The sequence below is a fragment of the Rubripirellula lacrimiformis genome (assembly GCF_007741535.1).
In the GTDB taxonomy this organism is placed as follows: Bacteria; Planctomycetota; Planctomycetia; order Pirellulales; family Pirellulaceae; genus Rubripirellula; species Rubripirellula lacrimiformis.
Genome location: NZ_CP036525.1, coordinates 6,017,544 through 6,039,516 on the forward strand (window position 1 = coordinate 6,017,544; position 21,973 = coordinate 6,039,516).

Sequence of the window (21,973 nt, forward strand, 5' to 3'; positions counted from 1 at the left end):
CCAAAGGAAAACAAAGGCGACTTGTCGAGTAGCGGCCAGGGCGGCACCATAGTGGACGATCGGAACGCCGGTCGCAACTCGCCACCTCCAACGCAACGTGAAGCGATGCTGAACGTCGAAACGACCGCTGTAGCTACTAATCGATACGACCGCTGGGCCGATGAGGTCTTGGCGGGGCAATCTTTGAGCCGCGAAAACGCGCTCGAAATCCTGAAAGCCCCCGACGCCGATATCTTGGCGATCCTGGCGGCCGGTTTCCGAATTCGTCAGCAGCACTTCGGCCGAACGGTCCAGCTGTATTTTCTAATGAGCGCCAAGAGCGGTCTGTGCCCGGAAGATTGCCACTACTGTAGCCAGTCGAAAATCTCGACGGCTCCCGTGCCCAAGCACAACATCCTGAAACGGGATGATCTGATGAAAGCCGCTGAAATGGCGGCCGAAAGAGGTGCCAAGACGTATTGCTTGGTGATCTCGGCTCGAGGGCCCAGCGAACGCGAGATGAACGCGGTCGAGACCATCGTGCCCGAAATCAAGGAAAAGCACGGACTGGATATCTGCGCCTGTCTGGGGCTGCTGACGCGTGAACAGGCTGACCGCTTGAAGGCCTGCGGTGTCGATCGCGTCAATCACAACCTGAACACCAGCGAAGATCACTACGCCGACATCTGCACCACGCACACCTATGCCGACCGCGTCCAGACGCTGCGACACGTCCGCGATGCGGGCATGGAAATGTGCAGCGGCGGCATCATCGGAATGGGTGAAAAGCACGAAGACGTCGTATCGATGGCTTTCGACCTGCAAGAGCTAGGCGTGCAATCGATCCCGCTGAACTTCCTGAACGCGATCGAAGGAACACCGCTGCAGGGGAATGCCGACCTAACCCCCAACGATTGTTTGCGAGCCCTCGCGATGTTCCGCTTCGTCAACCCAACGCGAGAGTTGCGGATTTCGGGTGGACGCGAAATTCACCTGCGTTCGATGCAGCCCCTGGGCCTGTACGTCGCCAACAGCCTGTTTGTGGGGGATTACCTGACCACCAAGGGACAGGCCCCACAAGAAGACTACGACATGATCCGCGACCTAGGCTTCGAAGTCACGACGAAGACGGGCGCATAGTCGCGTCTGGTTAGGCGGGACTTCGCTTGCATTCCCCCCCTGTCCCCAACGCTCTCCCCCACATTGAACGCGCGCGGAACTGGCGTTCAACGCGGGGGAGAGGGGGCAAAACGAGGTGGGCAGACACTGCGGTTGGTTGGTTTTCTTTTGCCCCACTCATCCCCCTGGATTATCGAAGTGGAGCTTCGATAATTCAGGGGGATGAGGGCCGAGGTGAGGGGACAGTGGCAACGCTGAATCCTTGGGCCCCGCCCGCGCGGCAGGATGCTTTTGCCTCTGCGACGCTGCGTAACCTGGACGCTCTCTTCAGGCGAAATCGGGGCCGCGCAGCGACACCGCGTAGCGCAGAAAAGGCCGGCTGAATCCGGTACTACGAACGGAGCATCCCGGTGGGGATCCGCAGCGATGGTGACGCGTTTCTGGACCCGTGTCTTTAGAACGGGGCTTCGTCGTCGCCTGCTTCGCTGAACGCGTCATTGGGGTCGCTGACCCGTTCGCTCATCGAATCGCTGTGGGCGCCATCGCCGGTGATCCGGAACGACATCGCTTCGACGTTGACGAAAAAACGCACTTCGCTTTGTTCGTCTTTCTGCCAACGGCGGCCATTGAGGCGGTACTGCACCTCGACCTCGTCACCGACCTTCAATTCATCAACGGTGTCGCAGGAATCACGGGTAAATTCGACGGGGACGTAATTTGTGAAGCTGCCCTTGTCTTGTTCCAGGACCACCATTCGCTTGCGGAAGCCCTTGGCACCGTAGGTCTTGGTTTCTTCGATCAAATGCACCACACCGGTAACCTTGGAATCACTCATCCCGTGCTCTCTCTTTACTTTGAACAGATTCGTCGTCGATCGGAAATCTAAAAAGCGCCGTGCTAAACAGCGGCCAATCGGATGCTAAAAGGGAGAGTGTAACGCTTTCGACCCCTGCGTCAGTAGCCCTGACCGCCCGCCCCCAACCTCGATCAGGCCAGGATGTCGTGGACGACGTGTCCGTGAACGTCGGTCAATCGAAAATTGCGGCCTTGATACTTGAACGTCAGCCGCTCGTGGTCGATTCCCATCTGATGCAGGATCGTTGCGTGCAAATCGTGGATATGGATCGGCTTGTCGACGATGTTGTATCCGTATTCGTCGGTTTCGCCATAAACCAAGCCTGGTTGGATGCCGCCGCCAGCCATCCAGATCGTGAAGCAACGCGGGTGGTGGTCGCGGCCGAAACTGGTGGCCGTCAATTTTCCTTGGCAGTAATTGGTGCGGCCGAATTCGCCGCCCCAAATCACCAGGGTGTCGTCGAGCAGCCCCACCCGTTTCAAGTCTTTGACCAAGGCCGCCGACGGTTGGTCGGTCTGTTTGCATTGCCGGGGCAGTCCCTGCGGCAGTCCGCCGTGGTGATCCCATCCCTTGTGGTACAGCTGGATGAACCGCACGCCGCGCTGAGCCAGTCGCCGAGCCATCAGACAGTTGGCGGCAAAAGAGCCGGGGTTCTTGGCGTCCGGCCCATAGGATTCGACGACTTCCTTGGATTCATCGGAAAAGTCGGTGGCTTCGGGAATCGATGACTGCATTCGGAAGGCCAGTTCGTACTGGGCCAATCGTGTTTCGACCAATCGGTCGGCGCCCTGGTCCAACTGCATCTGGTGCAGTCCGGCCAGCGCATCCATCGACGCCCGCCGACTGCTGGTATCGATACCATCGGGATTGGACAGGTACAGGACCGGATCCTTGCCGCTTCGGAACGAAACGCCCTGGTGCTTGCTTGGCAAAAAACCGCTTCCCCACAGTCCGGCGCTAAGCGGCTGCCCCGAATTTTGGTCTTTGGTCGTCATCACGACGAAGGCCGGCAGATCCTGGTTTTCGGTCCCCAGACCGTAATCCATCCAGGCCCCCATGCTGGGGCGTCCCGGGATCATGCTGCCCGATTGCATGAACGTGACACCGGGTCCGTGATTGATCGCTTCGGTGTGCATCGATCGGACGACGCAGATGTCGTCGATGATCGACGCGGTGTGGGGCATCAATTCGCTAACCCAGGCCCCGTTCTGGCCGTGCTGCGAAAACTTGAACGGTGACCCCACCAGTGGCAAACTGGATTGATTCCCGCTCATCCCTGTCAAACGCTGGCTGCCCCGAATCGAATCCGGCAGTTCCTGGCCCTGTTTTTCGTTCAGCAGTGGTTTGTAGTCCAGCAGGTCCATCTGCGATGGCGCACCGGATTGAAACAAAAAGATCACTCGCTTGGCCTTGGGCGCGTGGTGCAGCGCCGACAGGATGCCGCCCCCAGTGCCATCCGCCGAAGCCAGTAGGTCGCTGGCCGCCAAGGCACCGAAACCGAGCCCGGTTTGTTGCAACAACGATCGTCGTGATAGGTTCCAATTCATCGTTTCACCATGCTTCCGTCGTAGTTCATCAATGTGCCGACCACGACCGTCATCGCCGCAACCGACGGGCCTGACACGGATGGGTCGGGTGGGGCATCGCCGATCCGCAAAAACGAATCGACTCGATCCGCTTGATCGCGAAAGTATTTCAGTTGTTGCTGATAAAGCTTGGACAACACTTCCTGTTCGCCGCTGGTGGGCGTGCGGCTGGTGATCGCACGGAACGCTTCGGTCACACCGCCGGATTCCAGTTGATCGGGCGAATGTTTCTGGGCTAGCGTTTCGGCCAGGCCGCGTGCCGCTTCGATGTACTGTGGCCCGTTCAACATGACAAATGCTTGCAGCGGAGAAGCCGTTCGTTCGCGACTGACGCGGCACACATCACGCGACGGAGCGTCCAGGGTCATCATCACCGGAGCCGGCGCAGTTCGTTTCCAATACGTATACAGGCTGCGTCGATACAGCCCATCGCCTTTGTCGCGATCGACGGGCTTGAACGATGCTTCGACCTCGTACGGTTTCGCGGGCGGACCACCAATGGTTTTGACCAAACGACCGCTGATGGCTAGCGCCGCATCACGCAACATTTCCGCCGGCAATCGATAGGTCGGAAAACGACTTAGGTAAACGTTGGTTGGATCCTGCTGGATCGATGTCGGGTCCGGATGGCGACTGGATTGTCGATAGGTGCGAGACATCATGATCCGTTTCAGCATCGCTTTGGTGTCCCAACCACTGTCGATGTATTCGATCGCTAGATAGTCCAACAGTTCGGGATGGGACGGCGGGCTGCCTTGACTGCCAAAGTCCTCGGGCGTGCGAACCAGCCCAACACCGAACAACATTTGCCACAATCGATTGACGGCAACGCGCGACGTCAGCGGGTGGCGTGGATCGCAAAGCCAATCCGCTAGCCCCAGTCGGTTGGCCGGCGCATCGGTTGGGAACGGCAGCAATGCCGCAGGGGTTCCGGGTTGGACCACTTTGCCCGGCATGCTGTATTCGCCGCGGGCCAGCAGGTGGCTGGGGCGAGCGGTATCGAGTTCACGCATCACCATGATCTCTTGGAGTCCGTCCTGGACGCTGCACAATTCCGACCTGGCCGCGGCCAACGCTTGCCCGGATTTAATGACGTCAACGTCGTGCCGCAGGATGGCGTGGTCAACGTGCAACGGAACGTCGTCGCTTGCCACCGGACCGTTCGCTTGGTTGCGTGCTTCCAAGTCGGTCAGTGCGACATCAAAGACTCGCATTTGATCGACAAACCCGTTCTTGAAACCCCGATCGCGGAATCGTTCGCCGATCGCGATCGTGTCGCCACCGCCGCCGGTGATGTTTTTGGTCAGCGCGTCGCGAACGGTTTCGGTCGCAGCTGGTTTCCCGTCGACATAGACTCGCAAACCGTCGGCCCGGCTGGCCCCATCATTGGTCACCGTGACGTGAACCCATTGGTCGACTGGAATCGGGTCCAGGGTACGGATACTGATGGCATTGCCGGGCCAGAAGTGGATCAGTGACCACTGCAGTTTCCCTTCGTGGATCAACAGTTCGTAACCGCGACTGGCGGCGTCGGTCCACGCGCGTGAACGGTGGAACACGACGGCGCGTTCTTTGACGTCCGGCGTCTTGATCCACATCGAAACCGAAAACGGTTCGCTGCGTTTGAAGTTGCCAACCGGCGTCTGGACGGCATCGTCGCCCGTCAATCGAAACGCGTTGCCATCAATACCATCGGCGATCTTGTTTCGTCCCGGTGGCGACTGTTCGAAGTCGTTGGTGTAGATCGGGTCGGCCAACTGTAAATCGGTGAACCGTTGCTGGCTGATCTGTTGCTCCCAGAACTCGCGGTTTTGCTTCTTCGCCGCTGCGATCCGTCGCTCGGCCTTCGCGACAGCTTTCTGTTTCTCTGCCAACCTGGACTCTTCGAGGGGTGTCGGCAGCGACAAGGTCGGCGTCGGGATCGCATCGGTGAAATACGAGTACAGCCCAGCTTCGTCGATGTTGTCAAAGTACGCGGTTAGCTGGAAGTATTCTTCTTGGCTGATGGGGTCGTACTTGTGATTGTGGCAGCGACAGCATTCGTAGGTCAGGCCCATCATCGCGGTCGCTACCGTTTGGGCGCGGTCGGCGATGTACTCGATCCGGAACTCTTCGGGCACGCTGCCGCCTTCGACCTTTTGTGGATGCAGCCGGTTGAAAGTGGTCGCCAGTATTTGATCACGAGTGGCTGCGGGGGACGGCCCCGGCGGCAACAGGTCGCCGGCCAATTGCTGGGTGATGAACTGGTCATAGGGCATGTCGTCGTTGTAGGCAGCGATCACCCAATCACGCCAAGGCCAGACGAATCGGTCGCGATCGACTTGGTACCCGTAGGTATCGCTGTAGCGTGCGGCGTCTAGCCAGACCGATGCCATTCGTTCGCCATACTCTTTGCGTGCCAGCAAGCGGTCCAGCAGTTTCGAATAGGCGTCCGGTGACTTGTCAGCGAGGAATTGATCGATCTCGGCAATCGTCGGCGGCAACCCAATCAGGTCAAAAGTGGAACGTCGGATCAGCGTTTCCGGTCCCGTGGGTGGTGCCGCCGATAATTTTTGTTGGTCCAGTTTGCGTTGGATGAATTGATCGATGGGATCCAATTCGATCGCGGGCGATGGACTGTCCGTGTTTACCGAACCACCGTGTTCGCTAGCGTCCGAATCGCCTGGCGAAGCCATGGGCAGCGACGGGCGAGTCGGGGGGATGAATGACCAGTGACCTTGATAGGCTGCGCCTTGTTCGATCCAGCGGCGAACCGTTTCGATCTGCTGAGGCGACAGCGACCGCTCGGAATCGAGAGGCGGCATCCGCATGTCTTCATCGTCCGACGTGATCCGATCGATCAAGTCGTCCAGGTCGGCCTCGCCTTCAACATCCAATCGCAAATCGGCAGCCCGATTGGCGTCATCAGGACCATGGCAATGGAAACAGTTTTCCGACAATATCGGTCGAATGTCGCGATTAAAAACGACCGAATCGTCAGACACGGCGACCGCGGCAATGATCGCCAAGAGCAAAGACAACAAAAAACGCATGAGCGAACTTGGCTGGTGGAAAGACAGGACGTAGCTAACCAGCATTGTAGTAGACTCCCTTGAAACTGGCCCAAACCATTCCCAAGCAGTCCGCAAAATCACTGGCGATGCCGTCTGACCGTACATTGCCGCAGGCGTCGTTCCAATCCATAAAACGATGGCGGCATCATTTCGCGGCCGATTTCATGACCGACTGCGCTAAAAGCGGGGGCTGCCTACGATTTCTTACGCTTCACTTTTGAAACGTAGTGGATCGGCAGCTCGGGCAACGAATTGATAAACGTCCGCCCATACGGTTTGGTCCTGATCCGCGGATCCAAGACGACGACGATGCCATGGTCGGAACGGGTTCGGATCAGCCGTCCAAATCCCTGACGAAACTTGATGACCGCTTCGGGCAGCTGGTAGTCGCCAAACGGATTTCCGCCACTGGCTTTGATCGATTCCAAGCGAGCTTCAAGCAGCGGATGGTCGGGGACAGCAAACGGCAGTTTGGTGATCACCACATTGGTCAACGCATCGCCGGGAACATCGACGCCCTGCCAAAAACTATCGGTACCAAACAGCACACCGTTGGGCGTTCGGCGAAACGCGTCCAACAGCTGAGTGCGGCTTTGTTCGCCGCCCTGCGTGTACAACTGCAGGTTCTTTTCGGCGCACCATGCGGCCACCGCGTCGGCACAACGTTTCAGCAACCCGTAACTGGTGAACAGCACAAAGGCATGCCCGTTGGTGTGCCCGACGAAGCGTTTGATCTGGGCGGGCAACGACTTTTCGAACGCTTCCCGTTCGCGCGATGGATCCGGCAGGTCAGTCACCACCACCAACTTGGCTTGCGACTTGTAATCGAACGGGCTGCCAACTTGAATCGACAGGCCGCTGGTCAGTCCGACTCGGGAACGAAAGAACTTGAAGTCGTCATTGCCAGTCGCCAGCGTTGCACTGGTCATCACAACGCTGCGGATCATTTCGTTTTGGAACAGTTCCTTGCGAAGGGTGTCGCCAACGTTGATCGGCGACGCGGCCAGCGTGACGCGGTCCATGCCTCGTCGCGACCCCGTGCGTTCGATCCAATAGACCGAATGTTCGATTTCCTGGCGCAACCATTGTCGCAAGCCGCCGGAAAGACCCAGCATCCGATCGTAGGCTGATTCGAAGTCCTTGCGATCGGTTTCCTGCTTCTGGGCAGCGGCCTGTTTTTGAAGCTGCGCCGCTAGGATTTCCATCGCATCACTCAGCGGATTGTCAACGATGTCCGGATGATGCACGCGGCCGTTCTTGGTCTTCGTTTGGTCGTACCAGTCCAACAGATCGGCGAACAGGTTGGTCGCGGCAAACCGACAACGATCGACCAAGTTCTGTAGCGTGACCAAGTCCTTGTCGACCAGCAAACCCTTTTGAGTGCGATCGTTATAAAGTCGGTCGAACAAATAGTCGAACTGGCCGCTGGAAATCCGCAGCCCCAAGTGGTCGCCGGCAACGGCTTCGATCGTATGGCATTCGTCCAGGATGACGGCATCGTAGTCCGGCAGGATCGACACCCCTTGCCGACGCAGCGCCATGTCCGAAAACAGCATCGCGTGATTGACGATCATCAATTGCGAATTCATCGCACGGCGACGAGCCCGAAAATAGAAACAATCTTTATGGTGCTTGCAGTTTCGCCCCAAACAGTTGCTGGTGTCGGAAACGACTTCGTCCCAGACCACAGGGTCAGGGCGCATCGAAAGAGTCGACTTGGAACCGTCCGGCGTATCCTTGCTCCACGATTTGATCGATCGCAACTGGCTGTGTTGTTGATCGGTTGCCAGCAGCGAGGTGCTCTTCGCGATCGCTCTGTCCATTCGCCGGATCGACAGATAGTTCGATCGGCCTTTGACCAGGACGGCGGAAAATTCGCGTGGGATCACGGCGTTCAGCAGCGGCACGTCCTTGGCGATCAACTGTTCTTGCAGACTGATCGTATGAGTGGAGATCACAACGCGGCGGCTGCGTTTCTTGCCCTCCCCATCCTCGGTGGTGCTGATTTCGTTTTGGTCCGCCGTTGCGTGCAGGATCGCGGGGACCAAATACGCAAAGCTCTTTCCGGTTCCGGTGCCGGCCTCCGCCACCAGATGTTTCTCCAAACGCAGTGCCTCGGCCACTTTACGTGACATTTCCAATTGCTGATCACGTGGTTCGTAACCGGGCAATCGTCTTGCGATCGAGCCTTCGGGACCAAGAATCGAATCGACGGAAAGTTCGTCGCTCACGCTTTCGGGCTCTCGGCGGAAGGGAGGGGGACGGGATGGTTCAGAGGCCAAAGTGGCAAGTGACACGATAGCACCGGCGCCGCCAAACAACCATGCCGACCGGTTGAATCAACAAAAACGGAGCGTACCTCGCCGGCTTGCAACGCGGCGTTCGGGACACGGGATTGCCGGATCATCGTCGCTCCGCTCCTTGATCCGGCCTACATCCTTCTCGTTTCACCGCGTGCCCATCAGGTCGCGCGCCTCCGCATAGCGACAGTGGTACGAATCGCTTCGCGGTACGCCCCGTCACGTTCGCTCACAAAAACGTCTCGGGGAACACGACACTGGGTCTGTGCTGGCATCGTCATGACGCGCCCCGATCGTGTAGAAAATGGGCCTGCCCCCGAAGTGCCCTGCCCGACGCCCCGGCAGACTGCACTTTTACTAAAAATCCACGATTCGCAGTGATCCGATGAGCATGATTCGCCAAACCTGTCCGGCTTGCAACCGATTGCTGGAACTGCCCGAGCATGCCGCGGGAAAGACTGCCAAATGCCCCGCCTGTGAAGCCCAGTTCGTGGTTCCTATGCCGGTTGGCCCCGCGACCGATGGCCAAGGTTTCGGTGACCAAGGTTTCGGTGACCAGGACTCCGGTGGCCAGGAGATGGGCGACCAGGACTCGGGAGCTTCCGGCGCAGGTGACCCGGGATTTGGCAGCCCCATCCCGGGATCGATGGATGCCCCAGGTGCCAGCCCGTTCAGCCAGCCCCTGGGCAGCACCGTCGACGGGCATCGCCAGGGGCCTGTCTCGTCCAAGCCGAATCCGTATCAACCATCCGTGGAAACGCCACCGGCCACCACGTTCGTCGGCAAGTTGCCGATCGGGCGACGTAGCGTCGAGGAGATTGTCGGAGTCGGTTTCGCCATTTTCAAGGAACGAGCTGGTGTTCTGATCGGCACATATATCTTGGTGTTTTTGATCAGCCTCTTTGCTGCGTTTGCCCCCAACCTGATCGGCATGATCATGGACATGATTGGCAACGAAGCCTTGTCGGCTGTGATATCGGGTTTGTCGCAACTGTTTTTCAATCTACTAAGCAGCTATTTCACGTTTGGCTACTGCGGCGTTGTCCTGGCCGTGGCGCGAGATGAACCTTCACCGTTTTCGCGGTTGTGCCCTTCGATGGCCATATTCGGCCGTTTCATCGGCGGCGTCATCCTGCTGATGCTGGCTGGCGGCTTAGTCGCTGGTCTCGTCGCCGCTGTCGGCGCCCTGGCGATCGCTGCCGGAGTCGAGGGCGGGGTAGCTGCCGGGTTGATCATTTTGGCGTTTTTGGTGCTGTTGCCGGCCATGTTCTTGATGTACTGGTTGCTGTGGTCGTGGCCATTCATCGTTGTCGACGGCAAGGCTGGAATCACAGGATCCATCAAAGCATCATTCGCGATCACGATGGAAAACAAGATGACATCGTTGTTGTTGATCATCATCGTGATGCTGCTGTCGATCGTCGGTTTGTTGGCGTGTTACATCGGACTGGTGGTCGCGACACCGCTTTGGATCATGTTCCTGGGCGCCGGCTACCTGATGATCACCGGACAGTCGTACGTCGATCCCAGAACGAATCGATCCAATCCACAGTTCGCACCAAGACCGCAATCTCCACAGTTCTAGGGCCACCGGGACTGGGGGGGCAGAGCACAAGTTCCGGGGCTGGCAAAACATTGGTTCCCCTCTTCCCCGGCGTAGGACGCGAGTTCTACGCGGGGCAATGTGGGGGGACCGGGGAGTTCAAGTTCAAGTTCAAGTTCGAGTTCAAGTTCGAGTTCGAGTTCAAGTTCGAGTTCGAGTTCGAGTTCGAGTTCAAGTTCGAGTTCGAGTTCGAGTTCAAGTTCAAGTTCAAGTTCGAGGGCTGGCACAGCACTGGCTCCCCTCTCCCCCGCGTTGGCCGCGAGTTCTACTCGGGGCCAACGTGGGGGAGAGGGGCGGGGGTGAGGGGGCGACTGAGTCCCGGGCCAGAAGTCCAGCTCAGAAACTTAAACTCGAACTCGAACTCGAACTCGAACTCGAACTCGAACTTTCCTTCCTCCCCAGCCTTCCTCCCCGCTCCTCCCCCAACCTTCCTCTAGACCGCTCCGTAGGCCAACATCGCTTCGGCGATCTTCACGAACCCGGCCAAATTAGCACCGTCGATGTAGTCGACTTTGTCGCCATCGGTGCCATGCCGGACGCACTTTTCGTGAATGTCTTTCATGATCGTTTTCAGTTTGGTGTCGACCTCTTCTCGGCTCCACGACAATCGAAGTGCATTCTGACTTTGCTCCAGACCTGACACTGCGACGCCGCCTGCGTTCGCGGCTTTGGCGGGACCGAACAGCACGCCGGCATCGCGGAATGCGTAGGCCGCATCCAGCTCGGTCGGCATATTGGCACCTTCGGCGATCGCTTGGACACCGTTTTTCAGCAGTGTCTTTGCTTCGGCCAGGTTCAATTCATTTTGCGTGGCACAGGGAAGGGCCACCTCCACTGGAACGATCCAAGGTCGCGTATCGGCGTGGAAGGTCGCGTTGCTGTACTGGTCGCAGTATTCGCTAATCCGGCCGCGGCGCACTTCTTTTAGATCTTTGATGAACGCCAACTTCTCTGCATCGATTCCGTCCGGGTCGTGGATGAAGCCGCCCGAATCGGACAACGTGACGACGGTCGCGCCCAGCTCGGTTGCTTTTTCGGTTGCGTAGATGGCGACGTTGCCGCTGCCCGAGACGGCGACGGTTTTGCCTTGGATGCTATTGCCCGTCCGGTTGAACATGTTCTCGCAGAAATAAACGCAGCCATACCCTGTCGCTTCGGTTCGCACCAAGGACCCGCCGAACGACAATCCTTTGCCGGTCAGGGTACCGACGAACTTGTTGGCCAGACGTTTGTACTGGCCGAACAGGAAACTGATCTCGCGTCCCCCCACGCCGATGTCGCCGGCCGGGATGTCGGTATCTTCACCGATGTGTCGGTGCAGTTCGATCATCAGGGATTGGCAGAAACGCATCACCTCGCGATCGCTTTTGCCTTTCGGGTTGAAGTTCGATCCGCCCTTGGCACCGCCCATCGGCAACCCAGTCAGGCTATTTTTGAAGATCTGTTCGAACCCCAGAAACTTCAGCACGCTTTGGGTGACCGAAGGGTGGAACCGCATCCCGCCCTTGTACGGGCCGATCGAATTGTTGAACTGAACCCGCCAGGCTCGGTTTGCTCGGATGTTGCCTCGATCGTCTTCCCAGGTGACGCGAAAGATGATGATGCGGTCCGGTTCGGTCAGCCGTTCTAGGATCTGAGCTTCTTTGTACTTGGGGTTTTCCAAGATGTAAGGCATCAACGATTCGGTGACCTCGCGAACCGCCTGGTGGAACTCTTCCTCGCCTGGATTGCGACGAATCAGCCCATGCATGAACGTGTCGACCTCAGCTTGGACAGCAGGCGAATGTTGAGCGTCGCGTTTGGCAGAAGAAGTCATGAGGGGTGCCCTTGGCAAAGAAATACAGGAGAAGACGAAGAGTGCAGCGTCCGGGGGAAAACGGCAGGCCGCAGAAGAGGGGGAATTGAGTCCGAAGGATGATACCGCTTGCCGGATCGCCAATGGGGTCGATGGATCAGGCGAATCATTCCGGGTGGGGGGGAGGCGGGGAAGGCGTGCCGAGCAAACCTCGCTGCCAAGCTGGCATTCCAGTCCTGGGTGGCCCGCATCCGCAGCGAGTGCAAAACACACTAAGTTCTTTGCAGCAAGCGACTTGCGGACGAATCCGAGTGTTCCGGCACACGGGTTGCTACCAGCAGAGCCCGACGAAGGTTTCTGCCACCGGTGCATCGATGGATCGGTCGGCTGCGGCTGAACCTTCGTCCGAAACCTGATAGCGAACAACAATCATTCACCCTGCGTGAACCGGCGGCGAGCCAACTGGCTCGGTCCCGCCCGGTCACCCAGACCTTTCACAGACGAATCCACAGGAGACAAACGTCGTGGCAAAGCAAATCGTTTTCGACGACGACGCACGCGGCCCACTATTGGCCGGCGTCAGCAAATTGGCGCGAGCCGTCCGCAGCACCCTGGGCCCTCGCGGTCGCAATGCGGTGTTGGACAAGGGCTGGGGCTCGCCCAAGGTGACCAAGGACGGCGTGACCGTTGCCGAGGACATCGAACTGGACGACCCGTTTGAAAACCTGGGTGCTCAGCTGGTCAAAGAAGCCGCTAGCAAGACCAACGACGTGGCCGGCGACGGAACCACCACCGCCACGGTCTTGGCCGAAGCGATCTTCCGCGAAGGGCTGAAGATGATCGCTACCGGCGCCGACCCAATGGCGCTGACACGCGGCATGAGCAAAGCGGTTGACGCTGCGGTCGAGCAAATCGCCAAGTTGGCAACTCCGATCAAAGAAAACAGCAAAAGCGACATCAAGCAAGTCGCTACGATCGCTGGCAACAACGATGCTGAAATCGGCGAAGTCCTGGCCAACGCGTTCACCAAAGTTGGCAAGAACGGCGTGATCACGGTCGAAGAAGGTCGTTCGAACGAAACCTACGTCGATTTCGTCGAAGGCATGCAGTTCGATCGCGGTTTCCTTTCGCCTCACTTCGTCACCAACCAAGATGAAGTCAGCGTCGAACTGGACGACTGTCACATCCTGTTGTTCGAAGAAAAGATCAGCAGCAACAAGAAGATGATTCCGTTGTTGGAAGCAGTCAGCAAGGCCAAGAAGCCTTTGCTGATCATCGCCGAAGACGTCGAAAGCGAAGCGCTTGCGACTTTGGTTGTCAACAAGATGCGAGGCATCTTGTCGGTCTGTGCCGTCAAGGCACCTGGATACGGCGACCGTCGCAAAGCCATCCTGGGCGACATCGCTGTGTTGACCGGCGGCAAGGCGATCTTCAAGGATCTGGGCATCGATCTGGAAAGCGTCAAGCTGTCCGACCTGGGACGTGCGAAACAAGTTCGCATCACCAGCGAAGGCACGACGATCGTCAGCGGTGCAGGCAAGAAGGTTGATATCGACGGCCGAGTGGAACAAATTCGCCGCGAAATCGCCAACACCGACAGCGACTACGACAAGGAAAAGCTGCAAGAACGTCTGGCCAAATTGGCCGGCGGTGTGGCTCAAATCAACGTGGGCGCTGCGACCGAAACCGAGATGAAAGAGCGAAAGGCTCTGATCGACGACGCACGTGCAGCCACGCAAGCCGCGTTGGAAGAAGGCATCGTCCCCGGTGGCGGAACCGCTCTGTTGCGTTGCCGCGCAGCCATCGAAAAGCTTGAAAAAGCAACCGAAGGCGACCAAAAGCTGGGCGTCCGAGTGATCCGCAACGTGTTGGACCAACCCCTGCGTGCGATCGCCAACAATGCTGGTTTGGACGGAGCCGTGGTCGTCAATCGCGTTTTGCAAATGAAGGGCAAAACCGACGGTTACGACGCCAACGCCGAAGTCTACTGCGACCTGGTCGCAGCCGGCATCGTCGACCCCGCCAAGGTCGTTCGCACCTCGCTGACCAACGCCGCCAGCGTTGCCGCGTTGTTGCTGACCACCGAATCGCTGGTCGCTGAAATTCCTGTCGAGGAAGAAGAAGGCGGCGACCACCATCATGACCACGGCATGGGCGGTGGTATGGGTGGCGGCATGGGCGGAATGGACATGGGTGGCATGGGCGGAATGGGTGGCATGATGTAAGTCGCACCGGCAAAGGGTCAGCGATTGGGTGCCAGGAATGACACCGGCCGGAACTGGAACCAGTTCCCCAACCGACTTCCTGGCTCCCCCAAGGCCTGACCCCACCCCTTTGCCTCGCACCTGATCCAGCTATCTCTCATTTTTCAAAACAACAAAACTTTATAAATCTACGGAATACAAAAATGGCCAAACTGAACCTCCGTCCCTTGGATGATCGCGTCGTTGTTCAACCCGAAGACGCCGAAGAAACCACCGCTGGTGGAATCGTGCTTCCCGATTCGGCACAAGAAAAGCCACAACGCGGCAAGATCGTCGCTGTTGGTCCAGGCAAATTGATGGACAGCGGCAATCGTGGCGAACTGTCGGTTGCTGTTGGTGACACCGTCATCTACGGCAAGTACGGCGGCAGCAACATCGAAGTCGATGGCCAGGAAATGAAGATCCTTCGCGAAAGCGACATCTTGGCAAAGGTCTTGTAAGAAGTTTTCAGATGACAGTCTTCGGTGATCGGCCAGTGCGGCGCTTCCGCACTCCGCCGATCCCCAGAAGTGTCCCTTGACTGAAAACTGAACCCTGAAAACTGAACATTTTTTTCCGAAGGAAAACCAATGGCAAAACAACTGCTTTTTGAAGATCACGCACGTGCCCGAATGCTGGCCGGCGTGGAAAAGTTGGCCAACGCCGTCGCGGTAACGATGGGCCCCACCGGGCGCAACGTGATCATCGACAAATCGTTCGGCGGTCCGACCGTGACCAAAGACGGTGTGACCGTGGCCAAGGAAATCGAATTGGAAGACCGATTCGAAAACATGGGCGCCAAGTTGGTCATCGAAGTTGCGCAAAAGACCAGCGACTTGGCTGGTGACGGCACAACAACGGCGACTGTGCTTGCACGAGCGATCTTCAAAGAAGGTCTCCGTAACATCGTCGCTGGCAGCAACCCTGCCGCGATCCGTCGCGGAATCGACAAGGCCGTCGCTGCCGCGTCGGAGCGTTTGATCGAAATGGGTCGCCCTGTCAGCGGCAAGCAAGAAGTCGCCCACGTCGGTGCGATTTCGGCAAACAACGACAACGTGATCGGTGGTCTGCTTGCAGACGCCCTGGAACGTGTCGGCAAAGACGGCGTGATCACGGTCGAAGAAGGCAAGAGCCGCGACACCGAAGTCACCTACGTTGACGGAATGCAGTTCGACAAGGGCTACATCTCGCCGTACTTCATCACCGATCCCGGCACGATGGAAGCCAACCTGGAAAACGCGTTGGTGCTGCTGTACGAAAAGAAGATCAGCAACATCCGTGACTTGGTGCCGTTGTTGGAAAAGACCGCTGGTACCGGCCAACCATTGTTGATCATCGCCGAAGATGTGGACGCCGAAGCGTTGACTCTGCTGGTTGTCAACAAACTGCGTGGCACGCTGAACGTCTGTGCTGTGAAGGCACCTGGCTTTGGCGATCGCCGCAAAGCGATGTTGGGCGATATCGCCTGCTTGACCGGCGGAACGCTGATCAGCGAAGACCTGGGCATCCAGCTTGAAAACGTCACTCTGGAACAACTCGGTCGCGCCAAGAAGGTCACCGTCGACAAGGGCAACACCACGATCGTCGAAGGTGCCGCCAAGCGTGCCGATGTCGATAAACGGGTTTCGCAAATCCGTGCTCAGATCGAGCAAACCGACAGCGACTATGACAAGGAAAAGTTCCAAGAGCGATTGGCCAAATTGGCCGGTGGCGTTGCTGTGATCAGCGTCGGTGCAGAAACCGAAGCTGAAATGAAGCAAACCAAGGCTCGCTTGGAAGACGCTTTGCACGCGACTCGCGCAGCTGTCGAAGAAGGCATCCTGCCCGGTGGTGGCGTTGCACTGGTTCGTTGCCGCGAAGCACTCGAAGTTGCACTGAAGAAAGCCAAAGGCGACGAAAAGGTCGGCGTCCGGATCGTCTTGCACGCCCTGGATGCTCCCATGCGTCAGATCGCCGACAACGGCGGCATCGACGGCAGCGTCGTGGTCGACGAAGTCAGCCAAAAAGGTCTATCGATCGGTTACAACGCCCACACCGGCGAATACACCGACATGATCAAGGCTGGTGTCATCGACCCGGTCAAGGTTGTTCGCACGGCATTGTCCAACGCAGCCAGCATCGCTGGCCTGTTGTTGACCACCGAAGCCTTGGTGACCAACTACGACAAAGAAGACAAAGAGAAGCGAGCTCCCGAAGGCGTGATCTCGTAAGACTTGTTTGAACATGGTCGATCGCTGAACCTCAGCGATCGACCGAGACACATTCCGGGGGCGACCTGCCCCCGGCATTTGGATGGAATCATCGATCAAAGCCCCAGCGGGGCGATACGGACACCGACCGGGAAAGCTCCCTCGATCGTGTCGCCCCGCTGGGGCTTTGATTCGTTTGCACGATACGGTGCGGGCTTGATTGTCCCACACAACTCTCTTTCGTCCCTGTGGGGGCTGGTGACTGGAAACGCATGGCCGAAAAGACCTGCTATTACGAAATACTGCGCATCGAACGGACGGCCCAAAAGACCGACATCGATCGCGCCTATCGCAAACTAGCGATCAAGTACCATCCCGACCAAAATCGCGACGATGATACGGCGGTCGCTAAGTTCAAAGAAGCGACCGAAGCCTACGAAGTCCTCTCGGATGCCGAAAAACGGCAGCGTTATGACCAGCACGGCCACGCCGGTGTCGATAGCGTTCACCAGTACGGCGATGTCGAAGATATCTTTGACGCCTTCGGTGACCTGTTTGGCGGCGGGATGTTTGGCGATCTGTTCGGCAATCGTGGTGGTGGCCGTGGCGGCCGACGCCGGGTTCGCCGCGGTGCAGACATCCGCTGCAACGTAACACTGACGTTGGAAGAAGCGGCTCGCGGCGTTCGCAAGGACATCTCGTTCCGCCGGCGGGTGCAGTGCGAAACCTGCGATGGCAGCGGCGCCGCCCCCGGCAGCCAGCCGACCACCTGCGGGACTTGCGGCGGGCACGGCCAGGTGATCCAGTCGGCCGGAATCCTGCGTGTCCAAACCGCATGCCCGGATTGTCGCGGCAGCGGAAAAACCATCGGGCAACCCTGTGGCGATTGCCGTGGAACGGGCCTGGAAAACAAGAAGGCCGAACTGACCGTTACGATCCCCGCCGGTGTTGACGACGGGATGCGAGTTCGCGTGCAGGGTGAAGGCGAAGCCAGCCCCGATGGTGGCCCGGTGGGCGACTGCTATGTCTTCGTAACGGTAAAGCCGCACGAACTGTTCAAACGTGACGGCAGCGATTTGATCCTGCAGTTGCCGATCTCCTACACACAGGCAGCCCTGGGGGCAGAGATCGATGTGCCAACCTTGGACGGTCCCCAATCGCTGCGGATCGAACGTGGAACGCAAAGTGGCGAGGTCTTTACGCTGCGAGGCAAAGGCGTCGTCGATCCCCGTGGCGGTCGCGCCGGTGACCTGTTGGTGCAAGTGTTTGTCGAGGTCCCCAAGAAACTCAACGCGGAACAGGAACGGCTGTTGCGAGAATTGGCGGAACTGGACCACCAATCGGTTCTGCCGCACCGGACTAGCTTCCTGGACAAACTGAAAACCTTTTTCGATTCCGAAACGGAGAGCTGATCGCGCCATCCGCATCGGCCTCTGTCCATCATTGGGTCGACTGCATCTTTCCCAGATGACCCGCATCCCAAAGCAGAAACGAAGATGACCAACGAAAACCAAAATCAAGACTCGGACGAATTTGACGCCACCGACGCAGCCTTTGACGCCAGCGGCCAACAGGACGACGGCGAACCATCGGTGCAGTTCACCGAGACCCGCGACGACGAAATGCAACGACTTCGCGAAGCAGCCGATTCGGCCGACAAGCGAGTCTTGATGGCGCAGGCCGAAGCTGAAAACTTTCGCAAACGAATGCGTCGTGACTTCGAAGACCAGGTGAAGTACGCCGCCGTGCCATTGGTCAACGATATCCTTCAGGTTCGCGACAACCTGCACCGTGCGATCGATTCAGCCGGCGATGGCACCGATGTGGCTGGGCTAAGAGACGGTGTGGCGATCGTTGCCAAGCAACTGGATGACATGATGGCCAAACACTCGATTCGCGAAATCCCTGCCGAGGGCGAGTTGTTTGACCCGAACTTTCATGAAGCGATCTCGCAGATGCCTTCCGACAAACCGGCTGGCATCGTCGCGCATGTCGCAGCCACCGGATTCCAAATGCACGACCGCGTGATCCGCCCAAGCCAAGTGATCGTCAGCACTGGCCCTGCGGAATAGCAGTGCAATCGCCCGAGACCGAACACGGATGATCATCCCCCTGCCATGACCAGCGATCTTCCATCGTCTGGCAGGGGCGGAACCGAGCGAAACAGACGCGGCGGTTTCGAAGCAGCGTCGGCTACGCAGCGATGCCAACGCGGCGTCGTCTAGGCGACGCTTTCTAGGCGGCGCGGGCCAGTCGTTTGGCGACCTTTGCCGGCGGCTCTCGCCATCTCCGGTGCAGCCACCAGTACTGTTCCAGCGATTCGCCAATCGCAGCGGTCAGATGCCGGTTGTACCAGTTTGTCAGCGAAGTCACCGAGGCGCAGTCTTCGTCGCCCGATCGTGGGTCGGCGATCGCTTTGCAGGCGATTTCAAACTGCATGGGTTTGCCGCCCACCCGCCGCGTCGAACCGACAACCATGGGAGCATCGGCGCTGAGCGAAAACAGGGACAACGCCTTGTGGCATGACGCAGGGGCCCCCATGAAGTTGACCCAACATCCCTTCGGCCCGGCGTGCTGGTCAGCCAACAGCGACAGGATCCCGCCATCTTTCAGATGTCGATCGACGTCGGCGGCGCAGCCTTCCTTGTCGACCATTTTCTGGCCTTTGGCGCTTCGAAAGCGATCCACCCAGGCGTGCAGGAACCGGTTGTCCAACTGGCGAGCGATCGTCAGCGTCTGGACCCCCATCACCCCCGTCATGTATCCGCCCACTTCGAAATTGCCAAAGTGACCAGTAACGACCACCGTCGGGCGATCCGACAACATTTGCCCCAGCATTTCGCGATTGTTGCGGAACGTGATGTGATCGGTCCAGTTGGAAAGGTGCAGACGCCGCTGGACCCAGGCGATTTCACAGACCATCAGCAATAGGTGATGCCACATCGCGAAACGCAGATTTTTGCGTTCTTGGTCGCTGGCGCTCGGGAAAATCAGGTCCAGATTCAGGTCCGTTTCGCGGCGTCGGATCCGCAGTTTTTCGCCCACGACCCAGGCCAGGAATCGGCAAATCGAATCCCCCATGTCGACGGGCAAGGTCTGAATCACCGCGACAATCAGGCGAACCAGCGCGTAGGCGGCGAAATCGACGATGGTTTTCATGGAAATGGACGCGGGGGGGGGGGGCGGGCGGGGGATGCGTTTCGGAGACGGGGGGCTTCGGCTTCTGGCAGACCGGTCACACCGGGGGCATCCGGTTAAACACTACATCTGTCAGCCAATCATCCCTGATTTGGGCAAATTGAATCCAGATCGATTGGCCCGCCTTGTTGGATTAGCCTCCACCGTTCACCATTTGGACCCTTCGCTTGCTGTTGCAATCCCCTTACGAATCGGAAACGACACGAATGACTGATTCCTGTGCCGTGGTCTTGGCCGCCGGAAAAGGTACCCGAATGCAAAGCGATCTGCCCAAGGTTCTGTGCCCAGTGGTGGACCGTCCCATGATCCATTTCGTGCTCGATGCACTGGAAAAAGCGGGCATTCATCGCAAAATCGTTGTCGTGGGTTACGAAGCCGACCAGGTGCGTCAGGCGCTGGCCGGTCGAAAGGATGACATCGAATTTGTCACCCAGTCCGAACAGTTGGGGACCGGGCATGCGGTCCAGATGTGCCGCCCAGCCCTTGAAAAACAGACCGGGCCGACCATTGTGGTGGCAGGTGACTCGCCGTTGATCCAGCCAACCAGTTTGAAAAAACTTTTGGATCACTTCGTCGAATTCTCGCCCGCCCTGCTGTTGGGCACTTTGGAAAAAGAGGATCCGACCGGCTTGGGACGCATTGTCCGCGACGCCGACGGAAACTTCATGGGAATCGTCGAACAGAAAGATGCGACCGAATCCGAGCGGGCGGTCAAAGAAGTGAACATGAGCACTTATTTGTTCCAGACACCCGACCTGTTGCAGTCCCTCGACATGCTCAGCAACGACAACGCCCAGGCCGAGTATTACCTGACCGACTGTGCACGATTGCTGCGTGAATCAGGTCGCCCCGTCGAGGCGCTTCCGGTGTTACAGCAGTGCGAATCACTTTCGATCAACAATCCAGACGAACTTCGGTTGGTCGATGAAAAAATGCGGACGATGGGATATGCGTGAACTGAAAATTTTCAGCGGCCGAGCCAACCCTAATTTGGCGACCAAGATTTGTCGCCATCTTCACCTGGAACCCTCGGCGATCACGCTGGGCAAGTTTCCCGATGGCGAGAACTATTGCAAGCTGGACGAAGACGTCCGCGGCCGCGATGTGTTCCTGGTTCAGCCGACGTCGCCACCGGTCAACGACAATTTGTTTGAATTGTTGATCATGATCGACTGCTGCAAGCGCGCAAGCGCCGAACGGATCACGGCTGTCGTGCCCTACTATGGTTACGCACGGCAAGATCGAAAGGACGAAGGTCGGGTGCCGATCACCGCCAAGTTGGCGGCCAACATCATCACTCGCGCCGGCGCCGATCGAGTGCTGACGATGGACCTGCACGCGGCTCAGATCCAGGGGTTCTTTGATGTCCCCGTCGATCACCTGTACGCCGCTCCGGTACTGAACGAGTACTTTGCCGAACGCGGATTCGTGGACGACAAGATTGTGGTCGTCAGCCCCGACGAAGGCAGCATCAAACGTGCCTTGGGTCACAACAAACGATTGGGCGGAACGCTTGCGATCGTCGACAAGCAGCGCGCCAACGCGTTGGAAACCAAACAGAACACAATCATCGGTGGTCCCATCGAAGGCCGGATCGCATTGTTGTTTGACGACATGATCAGCACCGCCGGTTCGATCTGTGGTGCGGCGCGACTGGTGCACCAAGCCGGTGCTAAGGAAATCCATATCGCGGCGACGCACGGTGTCCTGTGTGGACCTGCGATCGAAAAGCTTCGTGACGCGCCGATCGATTCGATCATCGTGACAGACACGATTCCGATCGCGGCCGAAAAACAGTTGCCCAACTTGGTCCAACTAAGCGTCGCCCCGCTGTTGGCCGAAGCGATCAAACGGATTCACCACGATCAGTCGATCAGCGAACTGTTCCGCGAACGATAGGCTTATGACGATCGAGCTGTGATTTGACGGATCGGTGTCGTTTGCATCGATGCGTCTGCCCCAGACGAATTGCGAAAACCGAACTTCATCTACCGCGGTCTTTCCTGCCCAAGATTGCGATCACCTGGGCAGGACGTGCCCCGGGCAGCACGA

The 21,973-nt window shown here is 58.2% G+C and carries 16 protein-coding genes; 9 read left to right on the forward strand and 7 right to left on the reverse strand.

Annotation, left to right across the window (positions count from 1 at the left end):
* Positions 1-105: 105 nt before the first annotated feature.
* Positions 106-1,119 carry a biotin synthase BioB gene (gene bioB / locus K227x_RS21040; RefSeq protein ID WP_145178218.1) on the forward strand — a complete coding sequence of 338 codons (1,014 nt, stop codon included), beginning with the start codon at positions 106-108 and terminating at the stop codon, positions 1,117-1,119.
* Between the two features lie 433 nt (positions 1,120-1,552).
* Here the strand turns inward: bioB and K227x_RS21045 are convergent, their stop codons facing one another.
* The 4 genes from K227x_RS21045 to K227x_RS21060 form a co-directional block, all read right to left on the reverse strand.
* Positions 1,553-1,933, reverse strand: a complete 381-nt coding sequence (locus tag K227x_RS21045) for a DUF3127 domain-containing protein (protein WP_145172638.1) — start codon at positions 1,931-1,933, stop codon at positions 1,553-1,555.
* A gap of 152 nt (positions 1,934-2,085) precedes the next feature.
* Complete coding sequence (locus K227x_RS21050) at positions 2,086-3,501, reverse strand: DUF1501 domain-containing protein (RefSeq protein ID WP_145172640.1); 1,416 nt, start codon at positions 3,499-3,501, stop codon at positions 2,086-2,088.
* Complete coding sequence (locus K227x_RS21055) at positions 3,498-6,572, reverse strand: DUF1553 domain-containing protein (protein WP_246146009.1); 3,075 nt, start codon at positions 6,570-6,572, stop codon at positions 3,498-3,500. The genes K227x_RS21050 and K227x_RS21055 overlap by 4 nt, the downstream gene beginning before the upstream one ends.
* 215 nt (positions 6,573-6,787) lie before the next feature.
* Positions 6,788-8,824, reverse strand: coding sequence for an ATP-dependent DNA helicase (locus K227x_RS21060; RefSeq protein ID WP_145172644.1), 2,037 nt, complete (start codon positions 8,822-8,824; stop codon positions 6,788-6,790).
* A 454-nt stretch (positions 8,825-9,278) separates the two neighbouring features.
* Between K227x_RS21060 and K227x_RS21065 the strand changes: the two genes are divergently transcribed.
* Complete coding sequence (locus K227x_RS21065; RefSeq protein WP_218933418.1) at positions 9,279-10,478, forward strand: hypothetical protein; 1,200 nt, start codon at positions 9,279-9,281, stop codon at positions 10,476-10,478.
* Here the strand turns inward: K227x_RS21065 and K227x_RS30745 are convergent.
* Both K227x_RS30745 and gdhA read right to left on the reverse strand, forming a co-directional pair.
* On the reverse strand, positions 10,475-10,723 hold the full coding sequence (locus tag K227x_RS30745; protein ID WP_218933419.1) for a hypothetical protein: 249 nt from the start codon (positions 10,721-10,723) through the stop codon (positions 10,475-10,477). The two genes, K227x_RS21065 and K227x_RS30745, sit on opposite strands and share 4 nt — an antisense overlap.
* Positions 10,724-10,929: 206 nt before the next feature.
* Entirely contained in the window at positions 10,930-12,312 is a 1,383-nt protein-coding gene (gdhA, locus tag K227x_RS21075; RefSeq protein WP_145172650.1) for an NADP-specific glutamate dehydrogenase, read from the reverse strand.
* A 503-nt stretch (positions 12,313-12,815) separates the two neighbouring features.
* On the opposite strand from gdhA, the gene groL (K227x_RS21080) reads away from it, so the two are divergent.
* The 5 genes from groL (K227x_RS21080) to K227x_RS21100 all read left to right on the forward strand — a co-directional run bounded on the left by groL (K227x_RS21080) (position 12,816) and on the right by K227x_RS21100 (position 18,795).
* Positions 12,816-14,516, forward strand: a complete 1,701-nt coding sequence (gene groL, locus K227x_RS21080) for a chaperonin GroEL (protein WP_145172652.1) — start codon at positions 12,816-12,818, stop codon at positions 14,514-14,516.
* A 182-nt stretch (positions 14,517-14,698) separates the two neighbouring features.
* Positions 14,699-14,995: a co-chaperone GroES gene (groES, locus tag K227x_RS21085; RefSeq protein WP_145172654.1), complete on the forward strand. Its 297-nt coding sequence runs from the start codon at positions 14,699-14,701 to the stop codon at positions 14,993-14,995.
* 129 nt (positions 14,996-15,124) lie between these two features.
* Positions 15,125-16,744, forward strand: a complete 1,620-nt coding sequence (gene groL / locus K227x_RS21090; RefSeq protein WP_145172656.1) for a chaperonin GroEL — start codon at positions 15,125-15,127, stop codon at positions 16,742-16,744.
* 251 nt (positions 16,745-16,995) lie between these two features.
* Positions 16,996-18,135: a molecular chaperone DnaJ gene (gene dnaJ / locus K227x_RS21095; RefSeq protein WP_145172658.1), complete on the forward strand. Its 1,140-nt coding sequence runs from the start codon at positions 16,996-16,998 to the stop codon at positions 18,133-18,135.
* Positions 18,136-18,219: 84 nt separating this feature from the next.
* Positions 18,220-18,795: a nucleotide exchange factor GrpE gene (locus tag K227x_RS21100; protein WP_145172660.1), complete on the forward strand. Its 576-nt coding sequence runs from the start codon at positions 18,220-18,222 to the stop codon at positions 18,793-18,795.
* A gap of 163 nt (positions 18,796-18,958) precedes the next feature.
* On the opposite strand, the gene K227x_RS21105 is transcribed toward K227x_RS21100, so the two are convergent.
* Positions 18,959-19,882: a lysophospholipid acyltransferase family protein gene (locus K227x_RS21105; protein ID WP_145172662.1), complete on the reverse strand. Its 924-nt coding sequence runs from the start codon at positions 19,880-19,882 to the stop codon at positions 18,959-18,961.
* Between the two features lie 245 nt (positions 19,883-20,127).
* Here K227x_RS21105 and K227x_RS21110 point away from each other — a divergent pair, with 245 nt between their 5' ends.
* A complete protein-coding gene (locus K227x_RS21110) occupies positions 20,128-20,877 on the forward strand; it encodes a sugar phosphate nucleotidyltransferase (RefSeq protein WP_145172664.1) in 750 nt (249 codons plus the stop codon).
* Positions 20,870-21,820 (forward strand): ribose-phosphate diphosphokinase, encoded by a 951-nt coding sequence (locus tag K227x_RS21115; protein WP_145172666.1) that lies wholly within the window; start codon positions 20,870-20,872, stop codon positions 21,818-21,820. The genes K227x_RS21110 and K227x_RS21115 overlap by 8 nt, the downstream gene beginning before the upstream one ends.
* Positions 21,821-21,973: the final 153 nt, after the last annotated feature.

What these genes read in the sequence shown, in the direction of transcription:
- bioB (WP_145178218.1), top strand. Translation starts at nt 106, where the DNA reads ATGCTGAACGTCGAAACGACCGCTGTAGCTACTAATCGATACGACCGC.
- K227x_RS21045 (WP_145172638.1), bottom strand. Translation starts at nt 1,933, where the DNA reads ATGAGTGATTCCAAGGTTACCGGTGTGGTGCATTTGATCGAAGAAACC.
- K227x_RS21050 (WP_145172640.1), bottom strand. Translation starts at nt 3,501, where the DNA reads ATGAATTGGAACCTATCACGACGATCGTTGTTGCAACAAACCGGGCTC.
- K227x_RS21055 (WP_246146009.1), bottom strand. Translation starts at nt 6,572, where the DNA reads ATGCGTTTTTTGTTGTCTTTGCTCTTGGCGATCATTGCCGCGGTCGCC.
- K227x_RS21065 (WP_218933418.1), top strand. Translation starts at nt 9,279, where the DNA reads ATGAGCATGATTCGCCAAACCTGTCCGGCTTGCAACCGATTGCTGGAA.
- gdhA (WP_145172650.1), bottom strand. Translation starts at nt 12,312, where the DNA reads ATGACTTCTTCTGCCAAACGCGACGCTCAACATTCGCCTGCTGTCCAA.
- groES (WP_145172654.1), top strand. Translation starts at nt 14,699, where the DNA reads ATGGCCAAACTGAACCTCCGTCCCTTGGATGATCGCGTCGTTGTTCAA.
- groL (WP_145172656.1), top strand. Translation starts at nt 15,125, where the DNA reads ATGGCAAAACAACTGCTTTTTGAAGATCACGCACGTGCCCGAATGCTG.
- dnaJ (WP_145172658.1), top strand. Translation starts at nt 16,996, where the DNA reads ATGGCCGAAAAGACCTGCTATTACGAAATACTGCGCATCGAACGGACG.
- K227x_RS21100 (WP_145172660.1), top strand. Translation starts at nt 18,220, where the DNA reads ATGACCAACGAAAACCAAAATCAAGACTCGGACGAATTTGACGCCACC.
- K227x_RS21105 (WP_145172662.1), bottom strand. Translation starts at nt 19,882, where the DNA reads ATGAAAACCATCGTCGATTTCGCCGCCTACGCGCTGGTTCGCCTGATT.
- K227x_RS21110 (WP_145172664.1), top strand. Translation starts at nt 20,128, where the DNA reads ATGACTGATTCCTGTGCCGTGGTCTTGGCCGCCGGAAAAGGTACCCGA.
- K227x_RS21115 (WP_145172666.1), top strand. Translation starts at nt 20,870, where the DNA reads ATGCGTGAACTGAAAATTTTCAGCGGCCGAGCCAACCCTAATTTGGCG.